The organism is Syntrophomonas sp. UBA5494 (genome assembly GCF_002426325.1).
The window spans coordinates 56,300-74,336 of the sequence record NZ_DIPG01000071.1 but is presented as its reverse complement, the minus strand read 5'-3'; the positions used below and the strand labels follow the sequence as shown (position 1 = coordinate 74,336).

The window sequence follows — 18,037 nt, the reverse complement described above, 5'->3', positions numbered from 1 at the left end:
CTGGGTCTTCATTCCGACTTCTAAAGATTTTTTCTGCCCGATGCCAGCCCGGCATAACATAAGGAATAAAAGAGCAAAAGTGGAGGAAGGCTACTAACTGTAACCTTTTTGCTGGAGGTGATCATATGGCAGATAATACGCCTTTCCTGCAGGGCATCAATTACTGGCCGATTCATAAAGCCATGTACTGGTGGAAGAATTTTGACCCCAACGAGGTGAACCGCGATTTTAGTCTGTTACAGCAGCATGGGTTTAAGTTGGTGCGCATTTTTCTTACCTGGGAAGACTTCCAGCCCCGGCCAGACCTCATCTCCCCAGCGGCTTTGGAGCATCTTGCCACAACGATGGATATTGCCTGGCGCCACGGGCTGCAGATCATGCCTACCTTCTTCTGCGGCCACATGAGCGGGGTCAATTGGATGCCGGCCTGGATGCTGACCGATTACTCAGCGCCCCAACCCTTCGATATATATGCCGGAGGTGTGATATACACCGACAGGGCTTTGCGGGATTGCTACAGCGATGAAGCCGTTATCGAAGCCCAAGCCCTTCAGATCGCCTCAGTCTGCCAGCACGTCCACGGCCACCAGTCTCTGTACGGCTACGACCTGGGCAATGAAAACTCCAATTTCGCCATACCTCCCGACCGGGAAAGGGCCCGAGGCTGGCTGGATGTAATGACCTCAACCATCCGCAGCTATAGCCCGGGTATGCCGGTTACCATCGGCATGCACAGCGAAGATCTGGAACAGGACCGCCGTATGTGGCCGCAGGATGTCGCCAGGTACTGCGACTACCTTTGCATGCATGGCTATCCCTCCTACCTGGCCTGGGTAAAGGATCCTTTCGACGCTCATGCCCTTCCTTTCCTGGCCACGGTAACCGAGTGGATGGGCGGAAAGCCTGTGCTGCTGGAGGAGTTTGGCGCACCAACCTGTGAAAACGATCAAGAAAGGGCTGAAACCGCAGTTTTAAGCCTTTTCCCCCTTTTTGAAGAAAAGTCGGTTAAGGACTTCTACCAGAGAGCCCTGACTCTGCTGCAACAAGAGCATATCCTGGGTGCCCTGGCCTGGTGCTTCGCGGATTATCACCCCCATCTATGGGATCGCCCTCCTCTGGACAGGAGAATACATGAGAGGTATTTCGGCCTGTTCAGATCTGATCACTCCCCTAAACCAGCTTTGGAGGCTTTCAAGACTCAGCGGCTCTATGAACCCGCCCCGGAGAAGGTAGAGAAGCGCCATCCCTGGCTGCAGGATTATGACCGGGAGGATTTCTATTCGGACCCGATCGGCAATCTCAGCGCTATGTATGAGCAGTACCGGCTGCATAAAGGTCTCGAACCCCAGCTGGCAAATAAATAACAGACGATTAAGATGCCCGCACTGTTTTATCTATGATTAATAAAACATCCGGCTTCGGGGCGGGCATCAAAAACCTGGAGGTATATCATGAAAATTGCAATGCTGTCACCCATCGCCTGGAGGACGCCGCCTCGGCACTATGGCCCCTGGGAATTGGTAGTCTCGAATCTCACTGAAGAGCTGGTAAAACTGGGGCACGAAGTAACATTGTATGCCACCGGTGATTCCAAAACGGCGGCTCGCTTGGAGTATATCTGCCCCTATCCGTATGAGGAGAACCCGGAGATCGATCCCAAGGTTTGGGAAGCGATGCACATCGCCCACCTGTTCGAGAATGCGCACAAATATGACATGATTCACAACAATTACGATTTTATTCCCTTAGCCTTCAGCCGTATGACAGATACACCGGTGGTGACCACCATCCACGGCTTCTCTTCGCCTAAGATAGTACCAATTTACCGCGAATATAACCGCAACAATTATTATGTATCTATCAGCGATTCGGATAGGCACCGCGACTTAGACTATGTCCGTACGGTTTACCACGGCATAAACCTGGATGAGTTTACCTTCAGCGACAAGCCCGGTGATTATCTGGTATTCTTGGGCCGCATACATCCCGATAAGGGCACCGAGCAGGCCATAGAGATTGCCCGGCAAAGCGGGATGAAATTATTGATCGCCGGCATTATCCAGGACAAGGATTACTATAACGAACGTGTGGCTCCGCATATAGACAACCGGCAAATCATATATATCGGCTCGGTAGGCCCGCCTCAAAGGGATGAGCTTTTGCGGAATGCTTATGCGGTCTTGCACCCCATATCATATCAGGAGATGTTCGGTTTGACCGTGGTTGAATCAATGGCCTGCGGCACTCCTGTAATTGCTTTTAACAAGGGTTCGATGCCCGAGGTGATAAAAGACGGCGTAAGCGGTTTCCTGGTACAGAACGTCGCCGAGGCCTGCGAGGTCATGCCCAAGGTTGCCTCCCTGCCGCGCAGTCATTGCCGTCAGTGGGTTGAAACCCGGTTTTCCAGGCAGCGCATGGCCTTAGACTATCAGTCGGTTTACCAGGATATCCTCGGAGGCAATGCCTTTCCCATTGAGAAAACCAGGACTTCACCGGAGATCATGCTTAATTGAGTCCAGCCGGGGGATGTTCTTGAGGCCATCCCCCGCCGGTTTGCTTTTAAAAGACAACCGTTGCTCTTCCTACACATAGGTGATTTTTACTCCACTTTAGTACCCGTCTACTAACCGCCTACCTTTTGCCTCCTCCAGGACTTTGCTCATCAATTGCTTCTCATACCTTACCCATTCAGTCTCATCAACTCCCTTGTGAGTAGAGAGTGCAAAGAGGTACAATAGTCTGAATGAATGCGGTGGCGGGGAGTGAGTTTCTATGGATTTGCGGCGCTATAATCTGAGCCTGCTTCTGTTTTCCCTGGCAAGTTTGATGATGGGGATATACAGTGGTCTGTATGACCCCTCTTTTAACAACTACCTGGCTCAGGTTCATCATCTCGGCGAAATAGCCCGTGGAGCCCTGGAATTTCCCCGCGAGTTGCCAGGTTTTCTGGTGGTAGTGGTTTTTACTCTTCTGCTTTTCTTAAAGGACACCCGGGTGACTATGGTAGCGGCCCTGATGGTGGCGGTGTCGTTGTGGGGGCAGGGGTTTTTCGCGTACAATATGGTCCTGGTGGTATTGTGGATGTTGCTGTGGAGCACCGGCGCTCATCTTTTTATGGTGATGCGCTCGTCACTGGCCTTGCGCCTGGCGGATAAAAACCAGGCCGGCAAATTGCTGGGACAGATCGGAGGTCTCGAAGCGGCCGGGGTTTTATTGGGTTCGCTCCTGGTCTATATCGGGGTGAGCCGGTTTGACTTTTCTTTCGCTTTAATCTTCGGTATCGCGGGGAGCTGTGCCCTGACAGCAGCGGTGTGCATGGCCATGATTAAAGGCGAGCCAATTAAGAGACCGCCCCGTTACCTGCTGTTCAAGAAAAAATATAACCTTTTCTATTTACTAAATATCCTGTTCGGAGCCCGCAAGCAGATATTTCTCACCTTTGCCCCCTGGGTCTTGATCCGTCTTTTCGACCAGGGGGTGGAAGTCTTTGCTATTTTGAGTATGATCGGTACGGCGGTGGGCCTTTTCTTTCGTCCCCTCCTGGGCATGGCCATCGACCGCATCGGAGAAAAGCGCATCATTGCGGCTGAATCGCTGGGTCTGATCGTTATCTGCATCCTATATGCCTTTGCACCCGCCTGGTTTCCAGCCAACCTGGCCTTAACAGTGATAATGGCCTGTTTTATAACTGACCAGGTCCTCTTCGCGGTCAATATGGCCCGGGCCACCTATTTGAACCGCATCGTCGACACCCCTGATGATATCGGTCCCACGCTATCTATGGGCGTAACCCTGGATCACATGGTTTCCATGACGGTTCCCATCGGAGGCGGACTGATCTGGGCCAGTTTCGGCTATCAGTGGGTGTTTTTGGCAGCCGCAGGCATTGCCCTGCTCAATCTGCTACTTGCACTCAACATCCCCGATTTATCCCCTCCAGCCGAACCTCAGACCCAAAGCGCGTGAGCAGCGGCAACTGCTTTCCGGAATCATTTCTAGCTCTGTTTTCCATTGACAGCGCTACCTTGAAGGGGTAAATTCAACTTGACGGCACACCGGCACTTGTGGGGAGGAGCAGCAAATGGCGGATCATGTTCTGGTTCACCTGGAGGATGTAACCAAGACCTATGTGATGGGCGAGGTCTCGGTAGAAGCCCTTAAAGCCACCACTATCGACATTTTTGCGGGGGAAGTACTGATAATCCTCGGTCCCAGCGGTTCTGGGAAGAGCACTTTATTAAACCTGATAGGCGGTATGGATCGGGTCAGCAGCGGTGAATTGACTTTTCGCCAGCAGGCTTTGCACCTGGCCGGCAACAATGAACTGACTCAATACCGCCGGGACCATATCGGCTTTGTTTTCCAGTTCTATAATTTGATATCAGATTTAACCGCCTGGGAGAACGTGGAGTTGGCTGCCAGTCTGGTCGATAACCCGCTGTCGACCCAGGAAGTGCTCATGCAGGTGGGGCTTGATGAACGCCTGGACCATTTCCCGTCTCAACTCAGCGGCGGCGAGCAGCAGCGCATATCTATCGCCAGGGCTATAGTGAAACGGCCCTTGATCCTGCTTTGTGATGAACCTACCGGCGCCCTGGATTATCAAACCGGCAAAAGCATACTGGAGCTGCTCTTAGAGGTAAACCGGCTGCATGGCAGCACGGTAGTTATTGTAACCCACAATGCGGCCATCGGCGCCATCGGCGACCGGGTCGTGCGTATGAGCAGCGGCAGGGTGGCGGAGATCCAAGTCAATGCCAGCCGGGCAACACCTGAAGGAATTGAGTGGTAATGAAGGTATTATATCGCAAACTGTGGCGCGGCATATGGACCAGCAAGGGGCAGTTTTTTGCCATGGCCCTGGTTATTACCATAGGCATCTCCCTGTATGTGGCCATGTCGACCACTTATTCCAACCTGGGCTATGCTCAGGAGCGTTTTTATGATGACAATAACTTCGCTGATCATTATTTCCATGTGGTCCACGCCCCGGAAGGGGTAGCCAAACAGATCGCCAACATACCCGGGATAGAAAAGGTAACCGTACGCATACAGCAGGATGTGGCGGTTATAAAAGAGGACGGCACTCGGGCCTCAGCCCGGCTCACCTCTTACCCTTTGCCCCTGAATCAACAGGTCAATAGCGTCGAATTGGAGCAAGGCCGCCTTTTCGAAGCCTATCCGGCCAACGGCGGGGCGGAGGCCCTGGTTGATCCCTCCTACCTGGAGGCCAATGGCCTGAGTTTCGGTGATAATGTAGAGATAATCGCCGAGGGCAGGCAGATTCCGCTTACTGTGGTGGGGACGGCTATAGGCCCCGAGTTCGTGTACGCCGTCAAAGACCTCTCCGCCATGGTGCCTGATCCTAAAACCTTCGGTATATTCATGATACCTTTGAACCAGGCTCAGGAAGTCTTCAACCTTCCCGGGCAGGTCAACCAGATCCTGGTGGTATTCTCACCCGGGGCGGACACCGATTCCATAGTGGCGCAAATCGAGAACCTGCTTTCTTCCTATGGCAACCTGGCCAGCTATCCTCGCAAGGATCAGCTCAGTCACTCCTTACTGGACTCCGAGCTGACCAGCGGCCGTATCATGGCCAGATTCTTCCCTATCATCTTCTTGACCATCGCTGCGGGGATACAAATCGTCTTGCTGCGCCGCATGATCCGCATGCAGCGCTCTCAGATCGGCATTATGAAAGGCCTGGGGTTCAGTAACTCCGCGGTGGTTTTTCATTACAGCAGTTATGCCCTGGCGGTCAGTATGATAGGAGCCTTGGCCGGAAGCAGCCTGGGATTGCTGTTCTCCCAATCCCTCAACGAAATATATGCCATGTACTTTAACCTCCCCAAAGTAGAAGGCTATCATTTTCAGGTAGTGGCGTACAGCTTTATACTCGCGGCTGCGGTGGGACTTGCAGCCGGGCTTAGCGCGTCCATGCCTGTCGTCAGCATTAACCCGGCAGAAGCAATGCGCGCTCAGCCGCCCGGCAAGACCTCCCGCAATATGCTGGAACGCCTGCCATTTTTCTGGCAGCGCTTGAGCCCTTTGTGGAAGATGAGTTTTCGTTCTGTGGCCCGTAACCGTATGCGGACAGCGGTTACGGTGGCCGGGGTGGTAGCCGCTGTCTCTTTATTGCTGATATCCTTTTTCATGAATGATGCCATAGATTATATGATGAAGCAGTATTATGATAAAGAGATGCTTTACCATTATTTGGTGCGTTTCGATCAACCGGTCAGAACCAGCGAGTTATTGTCCATTTCCCGGATGGAAGGAGTCAATCGTACAGAGGCTTTTATCGAGATCCCGGTGAAAATCCACTACAACGGCAGAACCGTCGAGGATGCGGTCAACGGCCAAGCTGAGGGCAACCAGCTAAAGATGCCTTCCGACAACGAGGGCAATCCCATGGCTATACCCGAGGAAGGCATTGTACTTGGCGAAATCACTGCCCGCAAGCTGGGAGCACAGCCCGGCGACCTGGTGACTGTGGAGACTGCCTATAAAATGGGCGAGCCGCTAACTACCGAACTGCCGGTGGTGTCCATAAACCGGCAGCTTTTCGGCAGTATATGCTATACCTCATTGACCCAGGCCAATCGGCTGCTGCATGAAGCGGATTTAGTGTCCGGCTGCATGCTCCTGGTCGATCCGGGGCAGGCGGCCGCCATTGAGGATGATTTGAGCGATATAACCGGAATCAATTCTATTGCCAGCCGCCAGAAAGAGATCGACAATATCACCAGCCTGATGGAAAGCTCAATCTTATTCGTGGGGATCATGATCTTTTTCTCCCTGATCCTGGGCCTGGCCATCATTTATAACTCCATCGTCATGAGTTACAATGAACGCAAGAAAGAGCTGGCCTCATTGCTGACCCTGGGATTTACCCACACTGAGGTATCCGGCTTGATGTTGAAAGATACACTGATACAGGCAGTACCGGGATTGCTCATCGGGCTTCCCACCGGGCGCTGGCTGGCAGTTTTCTATATTTCCAGTGTGAGCACCGATATGTTCACCTTTCCGGTGGTTATCTCCCCCTTTAGTTATGTGCTCAGTTTACTGGTAGGTTTGAGTTTTGTCCTCACGGGGTACTGGTTAGCAACGCGGGGATTGTCAACTTTAGACATGATCGAGATGTCAAAATATGTGGACTAACAGGAGGCGGAGGCTAAGAAGATGAAGAAAAGGCGCTGGTTGTATGGGGGTATTTTCCTGGTAGTTGCGGTGTTGGCCGGAGTCGCAGTATACCAGGGCGGTGTTGCCGAGATGGATGCGGTTAAGGTCACCAGGTCGGCTGTCGCCCGGACCGTGGATGATACCGCTGTGGTGCAGGCTGTAAATGAATCGCTTCTTTATGCTCAACAGAGCGGAACGGTGGCTGCTGTGGAGGTTGAGTTAGGCCAGGAGGTCAAGGCCGGCCAAGCCCTGATACGCCTGGATAATCCGGATTTAAATATACAAGCCAGCCAGACCGAGTCGCAGATGAACCAAACCCGGGCAGGCCTAGATTCGGCCTCAGCAGCCCTTAACCGCACCCGCCTGCAGCTGGGTGATGCCCGCAAAAACCTGGAACGGGTCAATTCGCTCCTGCAAAGCGGCGCCGCCAGCCAGAGCGAATACGAACAGGCCCTGACCGCTGTGCAGCTTCTGGAAAACACTGAAAAAGAGCTGACATCTTCACAACAGGCCGCACAGGCGCAATTGAAAAACCTTGAGAGCACGCTGGGGGAAGTACAGGGCAAAAAAGCACAATTGATTGTCACCGCTGCCACTTCCGGCAAAATACTCAGTATTGATGTAAAAAAGGGCGAGGCCATCATGCCCGGTCAGTTGCTGTCCAGCATCGGCTCCAGCCAGCATCTGGAGTTAAAAGCCCACATATTAAGCGATGATCTGGCAGAAATCGCCGTAGGCCAGGCAGTTGACATCACTGCCCCGGTTTTGGGTACAAAAGTCCTTAAAGGACAGATCGCCCAGATCTACCCTAAGGCTGAGGAAAAACAATCCGCACTTGGGGTAATTCAGCGCCGCGTACCGGTTATGATCAGTATGGAAGAAACCGGCACACTGCAGCCCGGCTTTGAGGTGCGTATCGCCATTCAGACCAGGCAGGAGCCGGATGCCTTGGTTGTACCCCGCCAGAGTGTCCGCACCGTTTCCAGCGGCGGCAAAGAAGTTTTCTTGATAAAAAACAACCGCATTGTGATTCAACCGGTTGAGGTAGGCTTGAGCGACAGCGCACACATCGCTATCGTTTCAGGGTTGAGCGAAGGGGATATAGTAGTGAAAGACGCCAGCAAGGATATCACTGCAGGCGGCCGTGTCAAGCCCCTCCTCCAATGACACGCGGGGACGCTTGCAGAATCCCTTAACATTATCGAGGACGTTCTATAGCGTTCTGGGGCAGATGGCCGCCGTCTGGTCTATTCGTCTTCAGGCTTAAAGTCCAGTGCCCCGGAATTGATGCAAAAGCGCATGCCGGTGGGACGGGGGCCGTCAGGGAATACATGACCCAGGTGCCCTCCGCAGGCTTTGCACATTACTTCGGTTCGGATCATCCCGTGGCTTAAATCCCTGGCCACATCCAGGGTTTCTTTGTCAAGGGGCTGGTAGAAACTGGGCCATCCGGAACCGGATTCGTATTTCACCGCAGAACTGAATAAGGGCTGGCCGCAGCCGGCACAACAATAGATGCCCTTTTCGTGATGATCATAATACTTATTATGGAAAGCCATTTCGGTCCCTTTTTGCCTTAAAATGCGATAGGCCTCGTCATCCAGCATCGCCTTCCACTCTTCCTCCGACCTGACCTTTTTCTCTGCCATGATATCATCCTCCTTGGGGTTATTTTAACCCTTTTAACGCAAAGAATGAAAAAAGGAAGCTAAAAAGGAGAACAGGCTGAGGCCAGCGCGGGTCATTTAGGCGAGGTCGATCACATGCAGCCGGCGTTCTTCTTGAAGGTTTATGAATTGATCTTTAACTCGAATCATGGGGCGTTGGGGTTCGTTCTGGTTAACCAGGACTACGGAGGCGATAGAGCCATCGCTCAATTTGACCATTTCACCAGGGATGACGTTTAATACATAGGATATCAGACGCCTGGTTATAAAAGGATCGAGATGGCCCAGGCTGCGGTTGACTACTTCATCCAAGGCTTCAAATAAAGGCAGGGCTTTGCGATATGGCCGGTCAGAGGTCAGGGCGTCAAAAACATCGGCAACCGCAATAATACGAGAGAAAATATGCAGCTTATGCCCCAAAACCTTAAAAGGATAACCACTGCCGTCAAAGTGTTCGTGATGCTGTAAAATAGCAGTAATAACCTCATTTTCGGTTAGCTGCATCTCTTGAGCAATTCTAAAACCGTGCAGGGGATGCTGCTGCATTTCTTTATGCTCCTGTGAGGTGAGTTGGGCGGGCTTATTGATCAGATCCATCGGTATTCGGGCTTTGCCGATGTCGTGCAATAGGGCTGCTTTGGCCAGACAGCGCAGGGATTTATTGTTTAGACCCATGCCTTCGCCCAATTTTACAGCGATGATGCTGACTGAAACCGAGTGCTTCATGGTATACTCGTCTTTCTGGCGCAAAAGCTTGATCTGGTTCAATATATTGTTAGACCCGATAATTTCAGGATAAATTAAATCAACTGTATCTTCGACCTGATTGAGGGTGATAGCATGCCCTTGAGACAAACTGAGCATGAATTCCCGGAAAGCTTCTACCGCAGTGCCAATACCAGGAAGGAGCACAGCTTTGCGCATAGCAGCCCGGTTATCGAGTTCGGTCTTTTCTTCAGCAGAGGTTTCTTCCCATAGGTAGACCTCTTCAAATCCTTTTTTCAACAGTTGCTCTATGTGACGCGGCTCGAGGAGAATATCCCTGGCTAACAGCAACCTCCCATCTTGATCATAGATATTGCGGGCCAATTTCTGATTTACCTGCAGATGTTCCAGACTCAACTTAATCACAGTACACTCTCCCTGTGCAGTGATCTCAAGGAAATTTCTATTATTATACTACAATTTTCCTAAATTTAGGTATATATCTTTCTTATTTAGGTCATTTTTAGGTCATTGTACTGATATTAATTACTTATCGTTTTTTTTGGCCACTGTCTATAGCTGTCACAGAATAATAGTATAGTAGCTTGCGCAAAATGATATTGAGCATACCCAATAAAACCATGAAAGGAGTCTGGAAATGAATCTGAATCACATGGAATTGCAGAATCTGCGGCACCTTATCGGGGCCCATACGAACACGGAAAAGAAATTGAATTTCTATTCCGAACAATGCCAGGACCCACAGTGCAAGCAGATGTTCCAGCAGGCGGCTAAATCCTGCAGTCAGACTGCCCAGAAACTGATGTCATTTTTAGGTTAAAGGAGAGTTGGTAATGAACAAACACTTAACTGACAAGGAAATGGTCAATGATATTCTGGCATCAACCAATGCCAGCCTCACCAGGTATGCCAGCGTTATCAGCGAAACCGCCAACCAGCAGCTTCGTTCAACCATCCAGCAGATCCGCAACAGTGATGAGCAATTCCAATACCAGCTCTTCCAGATGGCTGAACAAAAAGGCTACTACAAGCCGGCGGCGCAAGTGGATACCCAGGACATCCAGACTGTCAAGTCTCAAGTATCTTCCTAGATCCTGCTCTTTTAAAAAAGGAACGTTTTTCGACGTTCCTTTTTTTGTTTCTGGTTTATTGAGGGATTGTGATATATTTAACACAATATAACAACAGGGGGAAGATCATCATGGGAAAGAAAAGCACGAGGATGATAACCGGGCTTATAATGCTGTTAATGCTGCTGTCGTTGGCAGCCGGCGGATGCCAAAAAACTGCCCCGACACCGCTTCAGCCTTCTGAAAGCAGCCTGATAAATCCCATGGGGCCATTGGTGCTGCCTGTGGCCGGCATTGAGAACGGAGCGGTCAAAAGCCCGGTCACGGTTAACATTTCTTACTGGAAAAGCAATGATGAAGCAATTGGTTTATTAACTGGAAACCAGGCTGACTTTGCGATCTTGCCAGTTACTCTGGGAGCCAATCTGTATGCTGGTCAGAAAGACCTGGTGATGGTGGGCGTACACGAGTGGAAGGTGTTCTACCTGCTTGCCCGGGAGGGAGTAGAATTCAGCGACTGGTCTTCGTTAAAGGATAAATCCATTCACATGCCGGTGGGAAAGGGACAGACCGTAGATGTTCTTTCCCGGCTGGGCATTATCAAGGCCGGTCTGACCCCTGATCAAGACGTCAAATTCGTATACGCTCCGCCCCAGGAAGTGGTGACGCTCTTCCAAACCGGCAAGATAGACTTCGCCGCTCTGCCCGAACCTTACGTCACCCTGGCTATGAAAGACCAGGCCGGCTCCATTGTCCTCGATTATCAGGAATATTGGGGAGAAGTTGCCGCGGCCCCGCCCCGGGTCCCCATAGCCGGGCTTTTTGTAAAAAAGGATTTCGCCGCCAAGAATCCTGAGGTGGTGAAACATGTAGCTCAGTTGTTGGCAGATTCCACCGCCTGGTGTAATGCCAATCCCGACGCCGCTATCGAACAGGCCCAAAATACCCTGCCCCTGCCGGCAGCGGTAATGAAGGCTTCATTGGAGCGCACCGAGTTTAAATATGTTCCCACTGCCGAATGCCGCGGGGAAGTGGAAAAATACCTGGAAACCATTCAGCAAATCGATCCTGATTCTATGAAGCAATTGCCTGATAAGGGGTTTTACGGTGAATGAAAGGCTTATGGAGAGCGCTGACCGGGATCATCATATTCCTGGTATTTTGGCAGCTTCTTTCTTTTTATACAAATCCGGTAATTATTCCGGTGCCATCAGAAACCCTGAGATTGCTGGGTGAACACCTGACCGATCCCGGGATGTTGGAAGCCGCCCTGCAGACGGCCTGGAAAGCAGGCTTGGCCCTGGTTCTGGTTCTCTGTTTGGGCATTTTTGCCGGACTGTTTCTGGGGCTCTCTGAGGCTTTTTATGAAATGTTCCGCCCCATCATCATGTTCGTGCAAGCGGTTCCAGTTGTTTCCTGGTTGACCCTGGTGATTTTCGCCTGGGGCATAGGTTGGAGGGGCCCGGTTTTCATCACCTTTGTCGCTCTTCTGCCTACCGCAGTATTGACCACTGTCTCGGGGATGCGCAGCCTGGACCGAGACCTGCTGGAAATGGCCCGGGTATACCGGGTGCCCTTCGGCAAGGTATTTCACCATATCTATTGGGGTTCGCTCTTGCCCTTTATCGCAGCTATTGTGGACGTGACCATAGGGCAAGCCTGGAAGGTGGTTCTGGTATCAGAGTATCTAGCCGGGGGCAGCGGGCTGGGTGTGGAGATATTCAATGCCCGCATGGTGGTTGACTCGGCGGGAGCCTGGTCAGTCACCCTTATGGCCTGCATATTGGGGATCACCACCGAACGCCTGGTCAAATACTTATTAGGGAGGATGTCGAGCCGATGGAGGCCAGCATAAAGCTTGCCGGGGTATACAAGGATTTTGGCGAACTGCGGGTCCTGGAAAACTGGGATCTGGCCATTAAACCTGCTGAAAGAATTGCTGTTTTGGGGCTTTCAGGATCAGGCAAAACCACCTTTTTAAGATTGCTGGCCGGGATCGAGGTCCCTACCCGAGGCCAAATAGAAGTCAACAGCCAGAAAATCGGTTTTGTCTTTCAGGAGCCCCGCCTCATCCCCTGGCGCACTATCCGTCAGAATCTGCTCTTTGTAAATGATAAGGCCAATATCGGCGAATTGCTCAGCAGTCTGCATCTGGAGGGGTTTGCGGATTATTATCCCTCGCAACTGAGCGGGGGCATGAAGCAGCGTGTCAACCTGGCCCGGGCCCTGGCGGTCTCTCCGGACTTGCTGATCATGGACGAGGCTTTCGCTTCTCTGGATTTAAAGGTTAAGGTTGATATCATGAATGATGTCCTGGAGCTCTGGCGGCAGCGCCGTTTTACCATGGTAACCGTTACCCACGACCTTAAGGAAGCCTTATATCTGGCTGACCGCATTCTACTGATATCCAGCCGCCCGGCTCGCATCAAACAGCACTTTGCGGTCAATCTGAGTGAATCCCGGGCATTCTCCTCGCCGGAACTCTTGTCCCTGGAAGGAGAGCTGCTCAGATTGGTATGTCAGGATTAGGCAGGGCCTGTTATATTCACATATTTACATTTGTTTATATTGCTAAACAATTGTTTACAGACTGGCCACAAACCCCGATAACAATGGTTTACGGCGTTCCTGTCCCTATGCCGGGAAGCTCTATCACCTTCATGCCCGGGGGCAACTCGAAAAGGGATTCAGACAAGGCCTCGAATTTATAATTGCTGTACTCCATCACCGTAGTGCTGCCGTCATAAGTGCTCTCGATCCGAACCGGCACGCCATAGTCCTCCCATAACCAAACACGGTTATCAACCTCATCGGTTTTATACTGAACCACCACACAATTCTTCCCGTCCATGACCTCTTTGCCCAAGGGCTGAGTGTTTTCGTCAACGTTGTCAAGATTGCCCACCGGATTGATGTCTTCTGCGGGCTGCTGGTCAGTGACCTTAATAGCCTGCTGGTCTTCGGAGGTAAACATATAGTTGTAGCCTTTACTGTTGCGGATAAAGATGGCGGGCTTTTCGCTCCCGGCATCGATAGTTTCCGAGCGCAGGTTATTACCGGCAATCCACAATTTGCCTTTTAACCCGGTACCCTCATCAGGCTTTACAGCATATTCGCAGTAAACCCCGGGGTGGGTTTTGCCCTGTGCCAGGACTTCCGCCAGGGTCTTGGCTTTGGCAGTTCCGCTGCTCTGTATTGACACACTTTCTTTCGATGCCGGTTCTTTCGGTTCGGCTGAATCCGAACGGCTGCAGCCGGCCAAGCTCAGCGATAACAAAACCACCAGGCCTATCAACATCCATCGGGAACCTTTGAGCATCTTACGCAACCCCTTTCTTCAAACCCTTGTTTCGCATCCCCGCCAAATTCATACCACCTTAAGATAATTCGTCAACAGACGCCTCAGTACTGGAGTTGAAACCATAAACCGCGGATAAAGCGCCCTGAGGGCACTTCGTTATGCAATCACCGCAGCGGATGCATTCCGGGCTATTCGTCTCCCGGGCCGGGTCAAGGTTCATCCGGCAATGGTTGGTACAGGTTCCGCAACCGGTGCATGATTCCCGCCGGTAATCATAATGATACCAGCTTACCCGATTGAATAAGCCATAAATAGCCCCCAGGGGGCATAACACCCGGCAAAATGGCCTGAATATCATACAGCTGGCCAGGATGATCGCGATCAGTATAGCCATCTTAAGGAGAAATAGACTGCCGGCAGCAGCCTGCAGACCTGGAACAAGAGCTACCAAGGGCACTCCCGCCTCCAGGGTGCCGGCCGGGCAGATGTATTTACAGAAAGCCGGCACACCCAGACCTGAAAGGCCAGCCCCTGCCAGTGGTATACAGATTACGAAAACCGACAGAATCAGGTATTTGACCCAGCCCATCCACCGGGGCAACGCCAGTTTCGCCACAGGCACCCGATGAAGCCATTCCTGCAGCATGCCGAAGGGACAAACCCAGCCGCAGATCCAGCGCCCTAATAAGGAGCCGAACAAGACCAGCCAGCCTACCACGTAAAATGACCAATTATAAAAAGGATCGGCTAAAACGGTCTGCAAAGATCCCAAAGGGCAAGCCCCTATCGCCCCCGGGCAGGAATAGCAGTTCAGAGCGGGAATACAGATCTGTTTGAGCTTTCCCCGATAGATATGTCCGCTGATGAAATTTCCCAGCAAGGGGTTCCAGATGAACGCGCTGATCAGCTGCACCCAGGCTCTCATATCAACCGATACCGATACATTCCAGGCACACGGTTACGGCCTTGGTCCACACCAGCAGATGTTCGCCGTTCAAGAACCCAAATAGAATCATAGCCAGGCCTGCCGCCGGAAGCAAGAGCCTGAATACCTTGCCTCTCATCCAATCACCCCGTATCGCCTGGAATCTCTTTCCTTGAACCTGCATCAGGTCCCGGCCTTCGGTTCAAGCTCAAGGAGCTTGTCGATCACTTTGCTGTAGCCCTCCAGGCTATTGCTGCCACTGACTAATTCACCCAGAACCTGCCCCTTGCTGTCCACAAAAATAGTTGCCGGAACATAATCGAAAGCCCGGCAGATGCTTTTCTCCAGAGAAGAGTCGGGAATAACATTCTGATAGTCAACGCTCTTTGCGGAAACGATTCTCCCGGCGGCTTCCGGATCTTTATCGACAACCACCCCCAGGACTTTGACCCCGGAGCCTTCATATTTACTCTGCAATCGCTGCAGGTCAGGCATTTCTTTTATACAAGGCTGGCAAAAGGTGCCCCACAGATTGATCATAGTCAGGGAATGCTGTTGGAAAACCTGTTCGGTAACAATCTCACCCTTTAGATCGGTAGCTGAAAATGACGGGATAACCAGCCCTTCCAGAGGGTTCTTTCCCGCTTTCGGTGCCGGGCTACCACTTTGGCCGCCAACCATTTCTTTTAGCGGAACATTGTTGTCATTAGGGTCTGAGGCCGGGCTTCCGGTTTGACCGTCCCGGCCGCATCCTGATGAAAGCAGTAAAATTAAAACCACCAGCAGTACAATTAGTCTCTTCATTCACACCTCCGTGAAGTCTCTTTTAAGGCCCAAGCTATTTCTTATGTTTTTTCACATAAGTCTTTATTTCCTGAATCAGTTCCTTTTTCAAAGTTGGGGACTTGATCCGCTTCGAAATGATCTCCTCTTCCGGGAATACCCCGTTCGTGGTTTTTCTCACCCGGACGGTTTCATCAAAAATCACCTCGTCCGCCTTGGTCACCCGCACCTTGAGATCATAATCCCGGGTGCCTTCAATGCGCTTTCCTTTCAGCTGGGTTACATTAAGAACTGCAAATTCATATTTGAACACATGAATCCCCCCTGATGCAGATAATAAGGTTTAAGTATCTATTCGTAATCGCCTGCTGTTTTCCTCCTCGGGGCAGGCATGGCATGGGGGGTGACAATTGGACAATGGGTGACAAGAAAGGACCTCCCCAATTATCACCTGCCTGGGAGTCTTGCGAGTCTCCTCACCTACCAGGACTGTTTATATATCTCCAGAACTTCCTCCCGGCCCAGCTTTTTAAGGACCCCCAGGGGACCTTTTAAAACCGCGTTTTCAGCCATGGCCTCCAGATCGTCTGCCTTTACGCCCAAATCCCGCAGCCGTGAAGGGATATTCAGCGAAGCAAAAAAGGCCTTGAGGGCATCGATGCCTGCCATGATCAGGTCATCGCCCTCCAGGGCGGTTATGCCAAAGATCTTTTCGGCAAAACGGCCAAAAGCACCGGAATCATTTTTATACACATAACCCATCCATACCGGCAAGAGCACTGCCAGTCCGGCACCGTGGGCCACCGGATAAAAAGCGCTCAGGCTGTGTTCCATCCCATGGGTGGCCCAATCCCCTCCCCGGGTGCCCGGATTTGTGCTGCCATTAAAGGCCAGGGTCCCAGCCCAGGCCAGCTGCGCCCGGGCTTGATAATCATCCGGATCCTGCATGAGTTTGACGGTTTCTTTCATTATGGTTCTGATGAGCCCTTCCATATACTCCCTCATGACATCCACATCGGTACTGCCATCAAAGTAGACCTCCAGGATATGGGTGATCATATCCACCGCTCCCTCAGCGGTGTTGCGGGCCGGCAGCGTGCTCTGCACGGAGGGATCTATGATGGACAGGCGGGGGTATAAGTATTTGGAGCCTATTCCCCACTTGGTCTGGTCATCTTCCCGGGTTAAGACCGCGTTAACATTCATTTCCGACCCGGTTCCGGATATGGTCAGAACCCCGTAAATGGGTAAAGCCTGCTTAATACGGGCGGCCCCGGTAAAGAAGTCCCAAACCTCACCGGGATAATGATATCCCGCCGCGATTACCTTGGCACTGTCAAAAACACTTCCTCCGCCGACGGCTATCACCGCTTCAGCCTGATATTCCCGGGCCAGGCCGATTCCGGCCCGGACCTTGGAAAGGACGGGATTCGGCTGCACCCCGGGCAATTCCTCAAACCCCACCCCGGCCTCCCCCAGGGAAGCGGTCACCTGCTGGTACACCCCATTGCGGAATACAGAGCCCTGCCCATAAACCAGCAAAGCCCTCTTTATGCCGTCACTGGCTGCTTCCTTTCCCAATCTTTTTATGGTATCCTGTCCAAATAGTATCCGGGTAGGATTCGCAAAGCTGAAATTCCTCATATTTCAGGCCTCCTTATCGTATATCGGTAATTTCATGGTAGCATACAACGAGCTGCTAATCTCGTTCTAGAGTGAATTTGTATGCCATAGTATTTTCCAAATATTTTTTTATTATATACCCTGGATATACCCCGGAAATCATGCACCGCTTTTCGCATTATTAACCAAGAGGATGGCCACCGCTCTTGACGCTCAACAGGAGCATCGCATCTTCCGATTCGTTCCAAAAACAGTCTCATAGTACTCTTGTTTGCCCTTGAAAAACCGCCCCCGCCCAGGGGCGGTTTTTCATTATTGTTTAAATCCAAAGGGGACCGCCGGCAAACACCCTTTACCATCTTAAGAAATGTCTGGGAATATCTGCAGCTTATGCAAGATAATAAGCCAGAATATGTATAGCATAGGTAAAGGGTAATTTTGAACCGAAAGGGCGTGATGGGATGCCAGCCAGGCGCACAGGAGTTGTCTTGCTTCTGTTAGTAGTCTTCTCTGTTTTCCTTGCCGCAGGCCTGTTGAATGCCTCCACCGTACAGGCGCAGGATGTCAATGTCTATATCAACGGGGTCCAGACCCTATTCCCTGATCAGCTGCCTTATATCGATGAAAACGACCGCACTATGGTACCGGTTCGTTTCTGTTCACTGGCCCTGGGGGCTGCCGTGGAGTGGGATGCCGGACAAATGCGGGCCACCATATCCCGGCCGGCGGCTGAAGCTGTGCCGGCCCGCCAGGT

The 18,037-nt window shown here is 51.7% G+C and carries 20 protein-coding genes; 12 read left to right on the top strand and 8 right to left on the bottom strand.

Annotation, left to right across the window (positions count from 1 at the left end):
- Positions 1 to 125 precede the first annotated feature (125 nt).
- The 6 genes from B3W37_RS08465 (at position 126) to B3W37_RS08440 (ending at position 8,355) form a co-directional block, all read left to right on the top strand.
- Positions 126 to 1,364 (top strand): glycoside hydrolase 5 family protein, encoded by a 1,239-nt coding sequence (locus B3W37_RS08465; protein ID WP_483170756.1) that lies wholly within the window; start codon positions 126 to 128, stop codon positions 1,362 to 1,364.
- An 87-nt stretch (positions 1,365 to 1,451) separates the two neighbouring features.
- Entirely contained in the window at positions 1,452 to 2,513 is a 1,062-nt protein-coding gene (locus tag B3W37_RS08460) for a glycosyltransferase family 4 protein (RefSeq protein WP_483170757.1), read from the top strand.
- Positions 2,514 to 2,772: 259 nt separating this feature from the next.
- Positions 2,773 to 3,966, top strand: a complete 1,194-nt coding sequence (locus B3W37_RS08455) for an MFS transporter (protein WP_481041237.1) — start codon at positions 2,773 to 2,775, stop codon at positions 3,964 to 3,966.
- A 115-nt stretch (positions 3,967 to 4,081) separates the two neighbouring features.
- Entirely contained in the window at positions 4,082 to 4,792 is a 711-nt protein-coding gene (locus B3W37_RS08450; RefSeq protein ID WP_481041239.1) for an ABC transporter ATP-binding protein, read from the top strand.
- Entirely contained in the window at positions 4,792 to 7,167 is a 2,376-nt protein-coding gene (locus B3W37_RS08445) for an ABC transporter permease (protein ID WP_483175370.1), read from the top strand. Before B3W37_RS08450 ends, B3W37_RS08445 begins: the two co-directional genes overlap by 1 nt.
- Before the next feature lie 21 nt (positions 7,168 to 7,188).
- Positions 7,189 to 8,355, top strand: a complete 1,167-nt coding sequence (locus tag B3W37_RS08440; protein ID WP_483175368.1) for an efflux RND transporter periplasmic adaptor subunit — start codon at positions 7,189 to 7,191, stop codon at positions 8,353 to 8,355.
- 80 nt (positions 8,356 to 8,435) lie between these two features.
- On the opposite strand, the gene msrB is transcribed toward B3W37_RS08440, so the two are convergent.
- Both msrB and B3W37_RS08430 read right to left on the bottom strand, forming a co-directional pair.
- Entirely contained in the window at positions 8,436 to 8,837 is a 402-nt protein-coding gene (gene msrB, locus B3W37_RS08435; protein ID WP_483175366.1) for a peptide-methionine (R)-S-oxide reductase MsrB, read from the bottom strand.
- A 96-nt stretch (positions 8,838 to 8,933) separates the two neighbouring features.
- On the bottom strand, positions 8,934 to 9,986 hold the full coding sequence (locus tag B3W37_RS08430) for an HD-GYP domain-containing protein (RefSeq protein WP_481041247.1): 1,053 nt from the start codon (positions 9,984 to 9,986) through the stop codon (positions 8,934 to 8,936).
- Between the two features lie 232 nt (positions 9,987 to 10,218).
- On the opposite strand from B3W37_RS08430, the gene B3W37_RS08425 reads away from it, so the two are divergent.
- The 5 genes from B3W37_RS08425 to B3W37_RS08405 all read left to right on the top strand — a co-directional run bounded on the left by B3W37_RS08425 (position 10,219) and on the right by B3W37_RS08405 (position 13,180).
- Positions 10,219 to 10,401: a hypothetical protein gene (locus B3W37_RS08425; RefSeq protein ID WP_483175365.1), complete on the top strand. Its 183-nt coding sequence runs from the start codon at positions 10,219 to 10,221 to the stop codon at positions 10,399 to 10,401.
- Between the two features lie 13 nt (positions 10,402 to 10,414).
- Entirely contained in the window at positions 10,415 to 10,672 is a 258-nt protein-coding gene (locus B3W37_RS08420) for a spore coat protein (RefSeq protein ID WP_483175364.1), read from the top strand.
- Positions 10,673 to 10,782: 110 nt separating this feature from the next.
- The gene (locus tag B3W37_RS08415; protein ID WP_483175363.1) at positions 10,783 to 11,766 is read left to right on the top strand and encodes an ABC transporter substrate-binding protein; all 984 of its coding nucleotides are present in this window, start codon (positions 10,783 to 10,785) and stop codon (positions 11,764 to 11,766) included.
- The gene (locus B3W37_RS08410; protein WP_483175361.1) at positions 11,763 to 12,506 is read left to right on the top strand and encodes an ABC transporter permease; all 744 of its coding nucleotides are present in this window, start codon (positions 11,763 to 11,765) and stop codon (positions 12,504 to 12,506) included. The genes B3W37_RS08415 and B3W37_RS08410 overlap by 4 nt, the downstream gene beginning before the upstream one ends.
- The gene (locus tag B3W37_RS08405; RefSeq protein WP_483175360.1) at positions 12,491 to 13,180 is read left to right on the top strand and encodes an ABC transporter ATP-binding protein; all 690 of its coding nucleotides are present in this window, start codon (positions 12,491 to 12,493) and stop codon (positions 13,178 to 13,180) included. Before B3W37_RS08410 ends, B3W37_RS08405 begins: the two co-directional genes overlap by 16 nt.
- Before the next feature lie 88 nt (positions 13,181 to 13,268).
- Here the strand turns inward: B3W37_RS08405 and B3W37_RS08400 are convergent, their stop codons facing one another.
- From B3W37_RS08400 to B3W37_RS08375, 6 genes are all read right to left on the bottom strand, one after another.
- Positions 13,269 to 13,970, bottom strand: coding sequence for a LolA family protein (locus tag B3W37_RS08400; RefSeq protein ID WP_483175359.1), 702 nt, complete (start codon positions 13,968 to 13,970; stop codon positions 13,269 to 13,271).
- 58 nt (positions 13,971 to 14,028) lie between these two features.
- Positions 14,029 to 14,877, bottom strand: coding sequence for a 4Fe-4S binding protein (locus B3W37_RS08395; protein ID WP_483175358.1), 849 nt, complete (start codon positions 14,875 to 14,877; stop codon positions 14,029 to 14,031).
- Between the two features lies 1 nt (position 14,878).
- On the bottom strand, positions 14,879 to 15,016 hold the full coding sequence (locus B3W37_RS08390; protein ID WP_483175357.1) for a CD1871A family CXXC motif-containing protein: 138 nt from the start codon (positions 15,014 to 15,016) through the stop codon (positions 14,879 to 14,881).
- Between the two features lie 44 nt (positions 15,017 to 15,060).
- Positions 15,061 to 15,681, bottom strand: coding sequence for a TlpA family protein disulfide reductase (locus B3W37_RS08385; protein ID WP_483175356.1), 621 nt, complete (start codon positions 15,679 to 15,681; stop codon positions 15,061 to 15,063).
- 34 nt (positions 15,682 to 15,715) lie between these two features.
- Positions 15,716 to 15,973 (bottom strand): hypothetical protein, encoded by a 258-nt coding sequence (locus B3W37_RS08380; protein WP_483175355.1) that lies wholly within the window; start codon positions 15,971 to 15,973, stop codon positions 15,716 to 15,718.
- Positions 15,974 to 16,140: 167 nt separating this feature from the next.
- The gene (locus tag B3W37_RS08375) at positions 16,141 to 17,304 is read right to left on the bottom strand and encodes an iron-containing alcohol dehydrogenase (protein ID WP_483175354.1); all 1,164 of its coding nucleotides are present in this window, start codon (positions 17,302 to 17,304) and stop codon (positions 16,141 to 16,143) included.
- A gap of 467 nt (positions 17,305 to 17,771) precedes the next feature.
- On the opposite strand from B3W37_RS08375, the gene B3W37_RS08370 reads away from it, so the two are divergent.
- On the top strand, positions 17,772 to 18,037 hold a 266-nt coding region (locus B3W37_RS08370; RefSeq protein WP_483175352.1), incomplete at its 3' end, for a stalk domain-containing protein.